The sequence below is a fragment of the Jannaschia marina genome, assembly GCF_013404595.1.
Lineage (GTDB): Bacteria > Pseudomonadota > Alphaproteobacteria > Rhodobacterales > Rhodobacteraceae > Jannaschia > Jannaschia marina.
Genome location: NZ_JABVAX010000019.1, coordinates 17,195 through 32,723, shown reverse-complemented (window position 1 = coordinate 32,723; position 15,529 = coordinate 17,195). Strand labels below are relative to the sequence as shown.

12 protein-coding genes and 1 tRNA gene are annotated in these 15,529 nt (G+C 65.7%); 1 reads left to right on the top strand and 12 read right to left on the bottom strand.

The window, feature by feature from the left end; genetic code table 11:
• Nucleotides 1–47 precede the first annotated feature (47 nt).
• The 9 genes from rpoB to HSX43_RS18175 all read right to left on the bottom strand — a co-directional run bounded on the left by rpoB (nucleotide 48) and on the right by HSX43_RS18175 (nucleotide 10,316).
• On the bottom strand, nucleotides 48–4,187 hold the full coding sequence (rpoB, locus tag HSX43_RS18215; protein ID WP_179381572.1) for a DNA-directed RNA polymerase subunit beta: 4,140 nt from the start codon (nucleotides 4,185–4,187) through the stop codon (nucleotides 48–50).
• Nucleotides 4,188–4,496: 309 nt separating this feature from the next.
• Nucleotides 4,497–4,877: a 50S ribosomal protein L7/L12 gene (gene rplL / locus HSX43_RS18210; RefSeq protein WP_179381571.1), complete on the bottom strand. Its 381-nt coding sequence runs from the start codon at nucleotides 4,875–4,877 to the stop codon at nucleotides 4,497–4,499.
• A 77-nt stretch (nucleotides 4,878–4,954) separates the two neighbouring features.
• A complete protein-coding gene (rplJ, locus tag HSX43_RS18205) occupies nucleotides 4,955–5,467 on the bottom strand; it encodes a 50S ribosomal protein L10 (protein WP_179381570.1) in 513 nt (170 codons plus the stop codon).
• A 354-nt stretch (nucleotides 5,468–5,821) separates the two neighbouring features.
• On the bottom strand, nucleotides 5,822–6,535 hold the full coding sequence (gene rplA / locus HSX43_RS18200; protein ID WP_179381569.1) for a 50S ribosomal protein L1: 714 nt from the start codon (nucleotides 6,533–6,535) through the stop codon (nucleotides 5,822–5,824).
• Nucleotides 6,535–6,984: a 50S ribosomal protein L11 gene (gene rplK, locus HSX43_RS18195; protein WP_179381568.1), complete on the bottom strand. Its 450-nt coding sequence runs from the start codon at nucleotides 6,982–6,984 to the stop codon at nucleotides 6,535–6,537. Before rplK ends, rplA begins: the two co-directional genes overlap by 1 nt.
• 130 nt (nucleotides 6,985–7,114) lie before the next feature.
• Entirely contained in the window at nucleotides 7,115–7,648 is a 534-nt protein-coding gene (gene nusG, locus HSX43_RS18190) for a transcription termination/antitermination protein NusG (RefSeq protein ID WP_179381567.1), read from the bottom strand.
• A gap of 172 nt (nucleotides 7,649–7,820) precedes the next feature.
• Nucleotides 7,821–8,015: a preprotein translocase subunit SecE gene (secE, locus tag HSX43_RS18185; RefSeq protein ID WP_179381566.1), complete on the bottom strand. Its 195-nt coding sequence runs from the start codon at nucleotides 8,013–8,015 to the stop codon at nucleotides 7,821–7,823.
• A 90-nt stretch (nucleotides 8,016–8,105) separates the two neighbouring features.
• Complete coding sequence (locus tag HSX43_RS18180) at nucleotides 8,106–10,133, bottom strand: methyl-accepting chemotaxis protein (RefSeq protein ID WP_179381565.1); 2,028 nt, start codon at nucleotides 10,131–10,133, stop codon at nucleotides 8,106–8,108.
• Between the two features lie 107 nt (nucleotides 10,134–10,240).
• Nucleotides 10,241–10,316, bottom strand: a tRNA-Trp gene (locus HSX43_RS18175).
• 50 nt (nucleotides 10,317–10,366) lie between these two features.
• Between HSX43_RS18175 and HSX43_RS18170 the strand changes: the two genes are divergently transcribed.
• Complete coding sequence (locus HSX43_RS18170; RefSeq protein ID WP_179381564.1) at nucleotides 10,367–10,831, top strand: hypothetical protein; 465 nt, start codon at nucleotides 10,367–10,369, stop codon at nucleotides 10,829–10,831.
• 465 nt (nucleotides 10,832–11,296) lie between these two features.
• Here the strand turns inward: HSX43_RS18170 and tuf are convergent, their stop codons facing one another.
• The 3 genes from tuf to HSX43_RS18155 all read right to left on the bottom strand — a co-directional run bounded on the left by tuf (nucleotide 11,297) and on the right by HSX43_RS18155 (nucleotide 15,499).
• Nucleotides 11,297–12,472 (bottom strand): elongation factor Tu, encoded by a 1,176-nt coding sequence (gene tuf / locus HSX43_RS18165; RefSeq protein ID WP_179381563.1) that lies wholly within the window; start codon nucleotides 12,470–12,472, stop codon nucleotides 11,297–11,299.
• A 111-nt stretch (nucleotides 12,473–12,583) separates the two neighbouring features.
• The gene (locus tag HSX43_RS18160; protein ID WP_179381562.1) at nucleotides 12,584–13,132 is read right to left on the bottom strand and encodes a hypothetical protein; all 549 of its coding nucleotides are present in this window, start codon (nucleotides 13,130–13,132) and stop codon (nucleotides 12,584–12,586) included.
• A gap of 48 nt (nucleotides 13,133–13,180) precedes the next feature.
• Nucleotides 13,181–15,499, bottom strand: a complete 2,319-nt coding sequence (locus tag HSX43_RS18155) for a DNA topoisomerase IV subunit A (RefSeq protein WP_179381561.1) — start codon at nucleotides 15,497–15,499, stop codon at nucleotides 13,181–13,183.
• Nucleotides 15,500–15,529: the final 30 nt, after the last annotated feature.

Here is a 15,529-nt window from a genome sequence, read left to right as displayed (position 1 = left end):
AAGAAGGATTTGCCCGGCCCGATTTTCTTCGAAAAGAAAATCCGGGCTCACTCGCTCTCTTCCTCCGCATCCAGGAGTTCCATGTTCAGGCCGAGACCGCGGACTTCCTTGACGAGCACGTTGAAGCTCTCGGGAACGCCCGCCTCGAAGTTGTCCTCGCCCTTGACGATGCTCTCGTAGACCTTGGTCCGGCCGGCCACGTCGTCGGACTTCACCGTCAGCATTTCCTGCAGGGTGTAGGCCGCGCCGTAGGCTTCCAGCGCCCAGACCTCCATCTCGCCGAAACGCTGGCCGCCGAACTGCGCCTTGCCGCCCAGGGGCTGCTGCGTGACGAGGCTGTAGGGCCCGGTCGACCGCGCGTGGATCTTGTCGTCCACGAGGTGGTGCAGCTTCAGCAGGTACTTCACGCCGACCGTCACCTTGCGCGAGAACTTCTCGCCGGTGCGACCGTCGTAGAGGTCCGACTGACCGGAGGTGTCGAAGCCCGCGCGGGTCAGCGCGTCGTTGACGTCGCCTTCCTTCGCGCCGTCGAAGACGGGCGTGGCGATCGGCACGCCGTTCGTTACGTTACCCGCGTATTCGAGCAGGGCGTCCTCCTCCATACCGGCCATCGCTTCCTCGTAGGCCTCCTCGCCGTAGGCGATGCGCATGGCCTCGCGGACGGGGGTGAGATCGCCCGAGCGGCGATACTCGTCGAGCGCCTCGTCGATCTTGAGGCCAAGGCCGCGCGCGGCCCAGCCCATGTGGGTCTCGAGGATCTGGCCGACGTTCATGCGCGAGGGCACGCCGAGCGGGTTGAGGCAGAAGTCGACGGGCGTGCCGTCGGCGAGGAAGGGCATGTCCTCCATCGGGACGACCTTGGAGATGACGCCCTTGTTGCCGTGACGGCCGGCCATCTTGTCGCCCGGCTGAAGCTTGCGCTTCACCGCGATGAAGACCTTGACCATCTTCATCACGCCCGGCGGCAGGTCGTCGCCGCGGCGCACCTTCTCGACCTTGTCCTCGAAGCGGGCCTCGAGGGCGCGCTTCTGGATCTCGTACTGCTCGTTGAGGGCCTCGACCTGCTTGGCCGCTTCCTCGTCCTCGAGCGCGATCTGCCACCACTGGCCGAAGCTGAGCGCCGAGAGCGCCGCCTCGTCCACGGTGGAGTTCGCCTTGAAGCCCTTGGGGCCCTTCACGGCCGTCTGACCCTCGATCATCGAGCGCAGGCGAGCGTAGATGTTGCGGTCCAGGATCTCGCGCTCGTCGTCGCGGTCGCGTGCGAGGCGCTCCACGAGCTCCCGCTCGATCTGCAGCGCGCGCTCGTCCTTCTCGACGCCGTGCCGGTTGAAGACGCGGACCTCGACCACGGTGCCGTAGTCGCCCGGCTTCACCCGCAGCGAGGTATCGCGCACGTCCGAGGCCTTTTCGCCGAAGATGGCGCGGAGCAGTTTTTCCTCCGGCGTCATCGGGCTCTCGCCCTTGGGGGTGATCTTGCCCACCAGGATGTCGCCCGGCTCCACGTCGGCCCCGATATAGACGATGCCCGCCTCGTCGAGGTTGCGCAGGGCCTCCTCGCCGACGTTCGGGATGTCGCGGGTGATCTCCTCCGGCCCGAGCTTGGTGTCGCGGGCGGCGACTTCGAATTCCTCGATGTGGATCGAGGTGAAGACGTCATCGCGCGAGACGCGCTCGGAGATGAGGATCGAGTCCTCGTAGTTGTAGCCGTTCCACGGCATGAAAGCGACAATGACGTTCTTGCCGAGCGCCAGTTCCCCCATGTCGGTGCTCGGGCCGTCGGCCAGCACCTGGTCCTTGGCGACGGCGTCGCCGACCTTCACCAGCGGGCGCTGGTTGATGCAGGTGTTCTGGTTCGAGCGCTGGAACTTGCGCAGGCGGTAGATGTCAACGCCTGCGTCGCCGAGGGCCAGATCTTCGGTCGCGCGCACGACGATGCGTTCGGCATCGACCTGGTCGATGACGCCGCCGCGGCGCGCCATGATGGCGGCCCCGGAGTCGCGGGCCACGACGGCCTCCATGCCGGTGCCGACGTAGGGCGCATCCGCCCGCAGGAGCGGCACGGCCTGACGCTGCATGTTCGAGCCCATGAGAGCGCGGTTCGCGTCGTCGTTCTCGAGGAACGGGATGAGGGCGGCCGCGACGGACACGAGCTGCTTCGGCGACACGTCGATCAGGTCGACCTGATCGGTCGGAGTGAGCGTGTATTCCCCGGCGTGGCGGGTGTTGACCATCTCGTTGACGAACTTGTTGTCGTCATCGAGGTTGGCGTTCGCCTGCGCCACGACATGCCGCATTTCCTCGGTCGCGGACATGTAGCTGACCTCGTCGGTCACGGTGCCGTTCTCGACCTTGCGGTAGGGCGTCTCGATGAAGCCGTACTTGTTCACCCGCGCGAAGGTGGCGAGCGAGTTGATGAGACCGATATTCGGGCCTTCCGGCGTCTCGATCGGGCACATCCGGCCGTAGTGCGTCGGGTGCACGTCGCGGACCTCGAAGCCCGCGCGCTCGCGGGTCAGACCGCCCGGCCCGAGGGCCGAGAGACGGCGCTTGTGCGTCACCTCCGAGAGCGGGTTCGTCTGGTCCATGAACTGCGAGAGCTGCGAGGAGCCGAAGAACTCGCGCACGGCGGCGGCGGCCGGCTTCGCGTTGATGAGGTCCTGCGGCATGACCGTGTCGATTTCCACCGAGGACATGCGCTCCTTGATGGCGCGCTCCATCCGCAGGAGACCCACGCGATACTGGTTCTCCATCAGCTCGCCGACCGAGCGCACCCGGCGGTTGCCGAGGTGGTCGATGTCGTCGATCTCGCCCTTGCCGTCGCGCAACTCGACCAGGGCCTTGATGCAGGCCATGATGTCCTCGTCGCGCAGCGTGCGGACGGTGTCCTCGGCGTCGAGGGCGAGGCGCATGTTCATCTTGACCCGGCCCACGGCCGAAAGGTCATAGCGCTCGCTGTCGCGGAAGAGTTGATCGAAGAGCGCCTGCGCGGCGTCGACGGTGGGCGGCTCGCCCGGGCGCATGACGCGGTAGATGTCCATGAGCGCGGTCTCGCGGCCCATGTTCTTGTCCGACGCCATCGTGTTGCGCATGTAGGGGCCGACAGTGACGTTGTCGATGTCGAGCACCGGGATCTCGGTCACGCCCGCGTCGAGCAGCTCCTTGAGGGTGCCGCCCGTGACTTCGCCGTCTTTGTCGACTTCCCAGGTCAGCTCGTCACCGGCCTCGACGTAGATCGCGCCGTTCTCCTCGTTGATGATGTCGCGCGCGGCGAACTTGCCCACGATCCCATCGAACGGAACGAGGATCTGGCCGATCTTGCCTTCCTCGTTGAGCTTCTTGACGAGGCGCGGCGTGACCTTCTTGCCGGCCTCCATCACGACCTCGCCGCTGTCGGCGTCGATCACGTCCATGGCCGGGCGGGTGCCCGCGTAGCGCTCGGGGAAGAACTTCGTCGCCCAGCCCTCGCCCTTGCGCAGCTCGTAGTCGACAGTGTCGTAGTAGGCATTCATGATGCCTTCCTGGTCGAGCCCGAGCGCGTAGAGCAGCGTCGTCACCGGCAGCTTGCGGCGACGGTCGATGCGGCAGAACACCAGGTCCTTGGCGTCGAACTCGAAGTCGAGCCAGGAGCCGCGGTAGGGGATGATGCGGCAGGCGAACAGCAGCTTGCCCGAGCTGTGCGTCTTGCCCTTGTCGTGGTCGAAGAACACGCCGGGCGAGCGGTGCATCTGGCTGACGATCACGCGCTCGGTCCCGTTCACGATGAACGTGCCGTTCTTCGTCATCAGGGGCATGTCGCCCATGAAGACGTCCTGTTCTTTGATGTCCTTGACGGACTTCGCGCCGGTATCCTCGTCGATGTCGAACACGATGAGCCGCAGCGTGACCTTCAGCGGGGCCGAATAGGTCATGTCGCGCTGCTGGCACTCCTCGACGTCGTACTTCGGCTCTTCGAGCTCGTACTTCACGAACTCGAGGATCGCGGTCTCGTTGAAGTCCTTGATCGGAAACACCGACTGGAAGGTGCCCATCAGGCCCTCCCCGTCGGAGGGCTCTGCCTGGTCACCGGACTTCAGGAAGAGATCGTAGGAGGATTTCTGAACCTCGATGAGGTTCGGCATCTGGAGCACTTCTTCCAGTTTGCCGTAATACCGACGGATACGCTTGGAGGACGCCTGCGTCTGAGCCATGTGATGCTCGCCTTTCAAGTTTCGCGCCGCGCGGTCCGTCGGGCACCGGACCGCAGCAGCCTGCGAAGAGGTCGTCGGAAAGGACCATCTGGCAGCACCCTCCCACAGGTGCGCCCCCGTCCTTCCTCCTGACCGGGAAAACCGCGAAAGGCGGCTTTCCGAGACAGGAGCGGGTGGAGCGGGAAATCCCGCTCCACCCCTCGAAATCCGTACCCCCGCCGCTTACTCGGGAGGCTTTGCAGGCAAAGCCCCCTTTCGCTTCGAGGGAACGCGACGCTCGCGCGTCGCGCCATCACGGCAGGGCCGTGATTACTTCAGCTCGACTTCGGCACCGGCCGCTTCGAGCTTCGCCTTGATGTCCTCGGCCTCGGCCTTGTCGACGCCTTCCTTGACGGCTTTGCCGCCGGCTTCGACCAGGTCCTTGGCTTCCTTCAGGCCGAGACCCGTGATGCCGCGGACTTCCTTGATCACGTTGATCTTGGAGGCACCCGCCGACTTCAGGATGACGTCGAACTCGGTCTGCTCCTCGCCGCCGCCGGCAGCGCCGCCGTCGGCCGGACCCGCCATCATGACCGCGCCGCCGGCGGCGGGCTCGATGCCGTACTCGTCCTTGAGGATGGTTTTCAGTTCCTGGGCTTCCAGGAGGGTGAGACCGACGATGTCCTCGGCCAGTTTTTTCAGATCAGCCATTTCACTGTTTCCGTTTTGCTAGGTGTGTTCCGGTGTCGTGCCGTTCAAGGCCCCGACGAAGGATGACTTCAGGTGCTTCAGGCAGCCTTCTCTTCGATGGTCGAGAGAATGCTCGCGATGTTGGAAGCAGGCGCGCCAATGGCCCCCGCGATGTTCGAAGCGGGTGCGCCGATGCAGCCCACGATGGAAGCGATGAGCTCCTCGCGGCTGGGCATCTTCGCGACCGCTGCGACACCGGCGGTGTCCAGCGCCGTCTCGCCCATCGCCCCGCCCAGGATCACCAGCTTCTGGTTGTCCTTGGCGTAGGCGTCGAAGACCTTGGCCGCAGCCACGGGATCTTCGGAATAGCCGAGTACGGTCATGCCCGTGAGGTAATCGGAAATGCTGCTGACAGCCTTCCCCTCGAGGGCGATCTTGGCGAGCTTGTTCTTGGCAACGCGAACGGATCCGCCGGCTTCGCGCATACGCGCCCGCAGGTCCTGCATTTCGGCAACTGTCATGCCTTCGTAGTGGCTGACCACCACGACGCCAGAGCTTTCGAAGATCTGGCCGAGCTCTTCGACCAATTTCTCTTTCTGGGCTCTATCCACAGTTTCACTCCAAGTATGGGGGTTGCCCCCCGGCTCAGCGGTACCGGATCGCTCCGGCGGTTGGGTCCTTTGACAACGGGACTCCCGAACCGCCCGGAGCCTGATGCCCACGGTCAATCTGGTCTGATCCCGCCTCGGGCAGGAATTAGCGGGGCATGGCCCCAACCCACCGTCTCGGACGAACGAAACACGCCAGGCGACGAATCGTCTGGCGTGTCACGACGTTCCCTATTCCTCTTTCCGTCCGGATCCAACCCCCGTTTCCGCACTTTGCGGGGGTGCGCGGGCCGCAGCCGTAGAAACGAAAACGGCGGGGATCGCCCCCGCCGCTCTCCTGTCGCAATGATCGGTCGATCAGCCGGCGGCCGCCTCGTTGCCCGTCGCGCTCTCGACGCTGACGGAGACGCCCGGGCCCATGGTCGAGCTCAGGAAGATCTTCTTGAGGTAGGAGCCCTTGGCCCCTGCCGGCTTGGCCTTCGACACGGCGTCGACGAACGCGAGAACGTTCGCCTTGAGCGCCGCCTCGTCGAACGACGCCTTGCCGACGCCCGCGTGGATCACGCCGGCCTTCTCGACCTTGAACTGGACCTGGCCGCCCTTGGCCGCCTCGACGGCTTCCTTGACGTCCATCGTCACCGTGCCGACCTTCGGGTTCGGCATCAGGTTGCGGGGCCCGAGTACCTTACCCAGACGACCCACGATGGGCATCATGTCGGGCGTGGCGATGCAGCGGTCGAAGTCGATCTTGCCCGACTGAACCGTCTCCATCAGATCCTCGGCCCCGACGATGTCGGCACCGGCGGCCTGGGCCTCTTCGGCCTTCGGTCCGCGGGCGAAGACCGCCACGCGGACTGTCTTGCCGGTGCCGTTGGGCAGGCTGACCACACCGCGGACCATCTGGTCGGCGTGACGCGGGTCGACGCCGAGGTTCATCGCGATCTCGATCGTCTCGTCGAACTTCGCCTTGGCGTTCGACTTGACCAGCTTCACGGCCTCGTCGATGGCGATGTCTTCCTTGCCGGCGAACTGCTCGCGGGCGGCTTTGGTGCGTTTTCCGAGCTTGGCCATTACTTCACCTCGATGCCCATGGACGCCGCAGAGCCCAGGATGATCTTCATGGCCTGATCGACGTCGTTGGCCGACAGGTCCTTCATCTTCGCTTCCGCGATCTCGCGCACCTGCTTGACGGTGACGGTCGCGACGGTCTCGCGACCCGGGTTCTCGGCCCCGCGCGGACGGTTGCGCTTGCCCACGGGCTTCAGACCGGCGGCCTTCTTGAGGTAGTAAGACGCGGGCGGCGTCTTGATTTCCATCGTGAAGGACTTGTCCTGGTAGTAGGAAATCACGGTGGGGCACGGCGCGCCGGGCTCCATTTCCTGCGTCTTGGCGTTGAACGCCTTGCAGAATTCCATGATGTTGATGCCGCGCTGACCCAGGGCGGGGCCCACGGGCGGCGACGGGTTGGCCTTGCCTGCAGGGATCTGCAGCTTCATCGTGCCGACGAGTTTCTTCGCCATTGGCTTTCTCCTTCCGGCGGCGGGATGACCCCGCCCTACATCTGCCCCGAGGGGCGGTTATGCCGTGGTTCGGTCCGGACAAATGCCCTCGCCTCCCACGTCCGTTGCCACCGGTTGCCCGGTCGCGGAATCACGCGGTCTTGGCGACCTGCGTGAATTTCAGCTCGACCGGGGTCGCCCGGCCGAAGATCGAAACCGTCACCTTCAGCGACTGCGCCTCGTCGTCCACTTCCTCGACCTGACCCGAGAAGCCCTCGAACGGACCATCGGTCACGTTCACGTTCTCGCCGATCTCGAAGGAGATCAGGCTGCGCGGGGCTTCCTCACCTTCCTGGACGCGGTTGAGGATCTGGTTCACCTCGGCGTCGCGCATCGGCATCGGGCGGCCCTGGGGACCGAGGAACCCGGTGACGCGGTTGATCGAGTTCACCAAGTGATAGCCCTCGTCCGACATCTCCATGCGCACCAGCACGTAGCCCGGCATGAAGCGCCGCTCGGAGGTGACCTTCTTGCCGCGACGGACCTCGATCACCTCTTCGGTAGGCACCAGGACTTCTTCGATCTGGTCCTGCAGCTCCTGCTCCTCGACGGCGGTGCGGATATGTTCCGCGACCCGTTTCTCGAAGTTGGACAGCACGCTGACCGAATACCACCGCTTCGCCATGTCTCGTTCGTGCCTCTCGTCTGGTCGATGCCGGGTCGGCATGGCGCGCACGCCGCCCCGAAACGTCAAGCAGCGCGCATCCGAATCAATGCGCGCCGCCTCATGAAAATCCCGCTCTGTCTAGCGCCCGCCTGTCACGGGTTCAACCCCGCATCCCCGACCCTCGCCGGGCTCAGAAGGCCGCGAGCAGCTCGGTCAGACCAGTCCGGATGACGAGGTCCACGAGGAAGAAGAAGGTCGCCGCGACGATCGCCAGAAGGAAGACCATCACCGTCGTCAGCATAACCTCCCGACGGGTCGGCCAGGAGATCTTGGCCACTTCCGCCCGGGTCTGCTGAATGAACTGGACCGGATTGGTCATCGCCATCTGTCGCTCTCCTGCGCTTCGATTGGAGTGCAGATAAGCGGGGCCGTCTGGCAATGCAAGGTAGAGCGTCACGGGTCGCGACGGGGCGGCTCAACCGGCCTCGGCCCAGGCACGACGCTCGTCGCGCAGCTCGGCGAGGTCGAACTGCTCGATCAGGCGCAGCATCTCGGAGGCCGACCCCTTGAGCGACTGGTTGGCCGTCGTGATCTCCTCGAACATGGCGGTGTTCTGCTGGGTCGCGCCGTCGATCTCGTTCATGGCGCGGTTGATCTCGGCGGCCGCCGCCGACTGGGCCCGCGAAGCCTCGGCGATCTCGTCGACCTGATCGCCGATCTTCGCCACGCTGTCACCGAGGAGCGTCAGCGTCTCGCCCGTTCGCGCGACCCGCTGCACGCCGGTGTCGATCTGCTCCGAGCTGCGTTCGATGAGGAGACCGATCTGCTGTGCCGCATCGGACGCCCGCTGCGCCAGCGCACGAACCTCCGAGGCAACCACGGCAAATCCGCGGCCGGCCTCGCCCGCCCGTGCCGCCTCGACGCCCGCATTGAGCGCGAGCAGGTTGGTCTGGAACGCGATGTCGTTGATGACCTCGAGCGTCCGGGAGATCTCGCCCGACACGCTCTGGATCTCCTGCATGGACTGCACCGCGTCGTTGACCACCTGATCGCTCTCGCGGGCTTCGGTCCGCGCCGTTTCGGCAAAACCGCGGGCGCGTCCCGTCAGGTCCGCGGTCGAGGAGATCGACTCCACGATCTGGTCGAGCGCATGGGTCGTCTCGGCAAGCGACCCGGCCGTCCGCTCCGTCCGCTTCGACAGATCCTCGGCCGAGGCCGAAAGATCGCTGCTGTCGTCGAGGATGCCGGTCGCGTGCCGCGACAGGTCGCCGAGCGCCGTCTGGAGCTGCTCGGCCATCGCATTCGTGGAGGCCTGCAGCCGGCCGAAGGATCCGGGGCGTTCTCCCTCGAGCCGCGCCCAGAGCTGCCCTCCCTCGAACTGCGCGAGGACGGAGATCATCTCCGCGATATTCGTCCGGACCCGCTCGAACGCGGTATTGAGCATCCGACGGATCTCGATCTGGTCGTCGGGAACGCCGTCGAGCGCCATACGCTGATCGAAGTCGCCGGATGCTGCAGCACCGAGAACGCGGGACAAATCCGACTGCAGCGCCTCGCGTTCGGTGGCGAGGCGCGTGGCGCGCGCGCGTGCCTCGCTCTCCCTTTGTCGAGCCGCGGCCTGTTCCGCCTTGCGGGCTTCCTCCTTCTCTTCCTCGAAAGTCCGGTTCTTTTCCTCGGCCGCCTTGCTTCGGACCTCGAGGTCGTGCCGTGCTAGGATGTTGGACTGGAACACGCGAAGCGCATCGGCGATACGCACGAGTTCGGTCGCGCTTCCCTTCGGAATCGTCAGATCGACCTCGTCGCGGGCGAGCCCCTGCATGGCGGCGATCATGCCGTTGACAGGCCGGACGAGCGTGATGCGCATCATCAGAAAGAGGATCCCCGCGATCACGGCAATGACGACCGCCAGCATGATCAGCATGAGGTTCCAGTCCTTGCCGAGTTCGGCCATCAACGCCGACTTGTCGAATACGGTCTCTGTCCAGCCGACGACCGGGCCATCGGGGCCGATCTGCGAATAGACCGGGGCCCGCACGACAAGACGTTCGCCGATCCCGGACGATCGCGCGACGCCGGGCACGGATGTCGCGGGCTCCAGCCCGCGAAAGGCATCCCGGGCACCCGTTGCCTCGGTCTGGAAGACAAGCGCGCCCTCCGCGTCGAAAGCCCGGGTGCCGAGGATGTTGATCCCCTCGATCTCGAAGAGCATCCGGCTCATACGCTCCGCCTGCGCGGCATCGTAGGCCCGGATGCCTGAAGAGATGCGATCCGTCAGAAGGACAGCCTTGATCATCGCGCTCGACCGGAAGTCCTCGACCGAAAGACGGCTGCCCTGATTGAAGACGGTGTAGAGCGAAATCGACAGGCTTGCCGCCAAGACGAGCAATGTAAGGCCGATGACGCGAAACGAAAGAGAGTTCCAAGCCCGCTTGACAGGAGTTGACGTGCCGTCTTCCAGGCGTTGACCGGGCAGGCCCGGCTCCTGCGCATCGTGATCCAGCATGACGACCTCGGGTTGTTTCCCGGGCTCGATATCCGACAGGACTTAACAAACGCTTTCCGTGCGGTCCGTCGGTCGGGATTTCCGGAAGCTTACTTGGTTGAAGCACCTGGCAGGGGCAGCAGGATTCGAACCCGCGACCTACGGATTTGGAATCCGTTGCTCTACCAACTGAGCTATACCCCTGCGGTGCGCTGCGGGGATACGTCCGAGACGCGCACAGCGCAAGGGTCCAGATGGCGGAGAACGAAGTTTCTGCCCGGGCCACGATGCCGGTCGAGACAGACCAAGGCGGAATATTCGGCCCGCTGGATAAAAAGTGGCGACGTTGCGGAACCTTATCCGATGTCGGGCGGTTGTTGGTGCGAGCCGGCCGCAACTTGGACGTTGCGGTGTCTGATGCTCAGACCACTGCTTTCGAAAAGGAGCACACCATGAAGCGCACTCTTGTTTCCCTCGCCACTATTGCCACCCTCGCGGCTGGTCCTGTTTTTGCGGATGCGCATTCGCCGACCATGGGCGAAGGCTTCGACATGCTGCAGACGGCCCTGATGAGCGACTTCGAGCGGATGGGCATTCCGACCGACTCGCTCGACGACCTGACACTGGGTCAGATCGCAGCCATCAAGGCGGTCGTCGAGTCGAGCGACAGCGACACGCAGAAGAAGGGTCAGATCGAGGCGATCATCTCGAACAACTGATCCGCATCGGATGTTCCGGAGGGCGGTCCGTCGGGCCGCCCTTTTGCGTGGGCGGCTCCGGACGGACACGGGCGCGCCCTCGAACGCCGCCCGCCGATGCCACGCCATCACTCGCGCAGCAGGAGCCGCCCCTTTATCTCAACCGGGTGGTAGAGCGTGGCGTGCGGCCGTCGGCGTTCGCCGAAGGCATGGCCACCCCCGTTGCAACCCGAGGGTGTCGATGTCGCGGATGCCCTCTCGTGACAAAGGCCGCCCCTCGCGGGGCGGCCCTTGCAGTGTCGGGTGACGCGCATCCGTCCTGCGGGCTGTCACGCTTCCGCGGCTCTCGCGCCCCGGCAGGCCGGGACGCTGCGCCGTGTCGGGACGTTCACCGCTGGCGCGGTGAATACCCTTACTCTGTAATCTTGCTCACGACGCTATCGGGAGACTTCGCTGTGCGAAGTCCCCTGTCGCGTGCGAGCAAGATTACTCTGTAATCTTGCTCACGACGCCGGCACCGACGGTGCGGCCGCCTTCGCGGATCGCGAAGCGCAGGCCCTGCTCCATCGCGATCGGCGCGATCAGCTCGACCCCGAAGGACACGTTGTCGCCCGGCATCACCATCTCCGTGCCCTCGGACAGCTGGACCGTCCCCGTCACGTCCGTCGTGCGGAAGTAGAACTGCGGGCGGTAGTTGGCGAAGAACGGCGTGTGACGGCCACCCTCTTCCTTCGTCAAGATGTAGGCCTCGGCCTCGAACTTCGTGTGCGGCGTCACCGAACCCGGCTTGCAGAGCACCTGGCCCCGCTCGACGCCGTCCCGGTCCACACCGCGCAGCAGCGCGCCGATGTTGTCGCCCGCCTCACCGCGATCCAGCAGCTTGCGGAACATCTCGACGCCCGTGCAGGTCGTCTTCTTCGTGTCGCGGATGCCCACGATCTCGATCTCGTCGCCCACGTTGATCACGCCGCGCTCGACGCGACCCGTCACAACCGTGCCGCGACCCGAGATCGAGAACACGTCCTCGACCGGCATCAGGAACGGCTGGTCCACCGCGCGCTCGGGCGTCGGGATGTACTCGTCCACGGCCGCCATCAGCTTCTTGATCGACTCCTCGCCGATCTCCGGGTTGTTGCCCTCCATCGCGGCCAGGGCCGAGCCGGGGATCACCGGGATGTCGTCGCCGGGGTACTCGTAGCTCGACAGAAGCTCGCGGATCTCCATCTCGACGAGCTCCAGCAGCTCCTCGTCGTCCACCTGGTCGACCTTGTTCATGTAGACGACCATCTTCGGGATGCCGACCTGACGGCCCAGAAGAATGTGCTCGCGCGTCTGCGGCATCGGGCCGTCGGCCGCGTTCACAACCAGGATCGCGCCGTCCATCTGCGCGGCACCCGTGATCATGTTCTTCACGTAGTCCGCGTGGCCGGGGCAGTCGACGTGCGCGTAGTGACGCGTCTCCGTCTCGTACTCCACGTGCGCCGTCGAGATCGTGATCCCCCGCGCCTTCTCCTCCGGCGCACCGTCGATCTGGTCGTAGGCCTTGAAGTCACCGAAGTACTTCGTGATCGCCGCCGTCAGCGTCGTCTTCCCGTGGTCAACGTGACCGATCGTGCCAATGTTAACGTGCGGTTTCGTACGCTCAAACTTTGCCTTCGCCATGCTGGGCCCCTGACTTGAAGGGGGCCCCGTACGAGGCCCCGGAATTGCATCGCGGGCCGTCTAACCGCCGGACGCCCACTTGGCAAGCCCGGGCAGCATGGGGCCAGGGGCTCAGGCGGCGAGGCCGATCAGGTCGCGATGGTCGCGCAGGATCCAGCTCTGCACCTTCCTGGCCATGTTGCGGCAGAGCGTCTCCAACTGCTCCTCGGCGCTCTTCACGAGGCCCGAGCCCAGAATCAGCGTATCGGCCCCCTCGAAGGTCGTGATCTGGTTCGGACCGGCAAGTTTCTCCTGCGGATCGGCCCGCCAGAGATTGGCGGACACCACCATGATCGACTTCGGCGTCAGTACGACCGGGATACCCGGCGGGGCGAGCGCGTAGCCGTCGATGTTGAGCGCGATCACGTAGCCCGTGCCGCCCGCGTAGGCCCCGAAGCGGCGCTCCACTTCGGCCGTCATAACCGACTTGAGCTGCTCGGGCGTCGCATCCCGCGACGGCGGGATCTTCTTGGCGTTCTCGGAGACCACCACGGTGAAGGCCAGTTGGAAGTCGCCCATCGGCGGTAGGTCCTCGCCCAGCGGATCGGGGGTCGCGCAGGCCGAAAGCCCCGCCGCGAGGCCGGTCGCGCCAAACGTCCGCCGGTTCATCAGATATGCCATGCCATACCTCTCGTCTCGTTACGGGCGTCTGTCGCGCCCCTGCGGTCCTTATCCGAACCTGTTGTCGCGCGGGAAGCCGCGCGGTGCCATTCGCCCCGCCTGAGCCCGCGTGCCGAGCCATTCGCCGAGATCGGGCTCGTGCCGCGTGCGGCCCGCCGGATCGGACCACGACAGCCCCTCGGCCAGCGTGATGACCGTAACGTCGGCCAGCCCGCCGTCCTTGAACTTCTGGAGCCGAACGCCCTTGCCACGCGGCATCTCGGGCAGGTCGGCAAGCGGGAACACCAGCATCTTGCGGTTCTCCCCGATGCAGGCGACGTGATCGCCCGTCGCCACCGCGGGCTTCATCGCGCGCACCCCGGCTTTCACGGTCATCACCGCCTTGCCCGCACGGCGCATGGCGACCATCTCCTCCTCGGGGACGACGAAGCCGTCGCCCGCGCTCGACGCCAGCAACAGCTTGCGGCCCGGCTGATGGATCAGGATGTCGACGATCTCGCTCTCGTTCGGGAGGTCGATCATGAGGCGCAGGGGCTCGCCCATGCCCCGCCCGCCCGGGAGCGCGTTCGCCATGATCGTGAAGGCACGCCCGTCGCTGCTCCAGACGATGAGCTTGTCGGTCGTCTCGGCGTGGAACATGAAGGCCGGGCCATCGCCGTCCTTGAACTTCAATTCCTTGTCGAGCGGCTGGTGCCCCGAGAGCGCCCGTACCCAGCCCATCCTCGAGCAGACGACCGTGACCGGCTCGCGCTCGATCATCGCCTCGAGCGGTACGTCGGCCACCTCGACCGCTTCGGCGAAATCGGTCCGCCGGCGGCCGAGATCGGTCGACTTGCCGAAAAGCTTGCGCTGCGCGCGCAACTCGTCGGCGATGGTCTTCCACTGGATCTCGTCGCTTTCGAGCAGATCCTGCAGGGTCGCGCGCTCTTCCATCAGGGCGTCGCGCTCCTTCAGGAGCGCCAGTTCCTCGAGCCGCCGCAGGGCCCGGAGCCGCATGTTCAGGATCGCTTCCGCCTGCACCTCGGTCAGTGTGGACGGCCGCTCCGTCGGCAGGGGCGAGCGATAGTCGGCCTCATCCGCGGCCCGCACATAGCCCTCGCCCCACGGCTCGTGCATCAGGGCCTGCTTGGGCGCGTCGTCGTAGCGGATGATGTCGATCACCCGGTCGAGGTTCAGATAGGCGAGGATGAACCCTTCGAGCACCTCGAGCCGGTGGTCGATCTTGTCCATCCGGTGCTGCGAGCGGCGCAGGAGCACGTCGCGCCGGTGGTCGAGGAAGGCCTGCAACACCTCGCGCAGGCCGCACACACGCGGCGTCACCCCGTCGATCAGCACGTTCATGTTGAGCGAGAAGCGCGTCTCCAGGTCCGACAGCCGGTAGAGCGTGTTCATCAGCACGTCCGGGTCGACGTTGCGCGACTTGGGCTCGAGCACGATGCGGACGTCGTCGGCGCTCTCGTCGCGCACGTCCGCCAGGATCGGCACCTTCTTCTGCAGGACCAGTTCGGCCAGCTTCTCGATCAGCTTGCCCTTCTGGACCTGGTACGGGATCTCGGTGACGACGATCTGCCACTGCCCCTTGCCGAGGTCTTCCACCACGTGCCGCGCCCGCAGGCGGAAGGCCCCGCGCCCGGTGTTGTAGGCTTCGAGGATGTTCTCCTTCGGCTCGACGATCACACCGCCCGTCGGGAAGTCGGGCCCGGGGATATGCTCCAGAAGCGTCTCGGCCCGCGCATTCGGGGCCTTGATGAGATGCAGGCAGGCCGCGATCAGCTCGTCGAGGTTGTGGGGCGGGATGTTCGTCGCCATGCCGACCGCGATCCCCGCCGCGCCATTGGCCAGAAGGTTCGGGTACGCCGCCGGCAGGACGACCGGCTCCTGCAGGGTGCCGTCGTAGTTGTCGCGGAAGTCGACCGCGTTCTCGTCGAGCCCGTCGAGCAGCGCTTCGGCGGCGGCGGTCATGCGGGCCTCGGTATAGCGGGCGGCAGCCGGGTTGTCGCCGTCGATGTTGCCGAAGTTCCCCTGCCCGTCCACGAGCGGATAACGCACCGCGAAGTCCTGCGCGAGGCGGGCCATCGCATCGTAGATCGCGGCGTCGCCGTGGGGATGATAATTGCCCATCACGTCGCCCGAGATCTTGGCCGACTTGCGAAAACCCCCGGTGGACGACAGCCGCAACTCCCGCATCGCGTAGAGGATGCGCCGATGGACGGGTTTCAGACCGTCACGGGCATCGGGCAGCGCCCGGTGCATGATCGTCGAGAGCGCATAGGTCAGGTAGCGGTCCCCGATCGCGCGGCGCAGCGGCTCGCGCAGGATCTCCCCGGAAACCGGAGGCAGATCGTCCGTGTCGTTCTGGTCACTCATACCGAATGATGTATCGGGGCGGGTTCGACC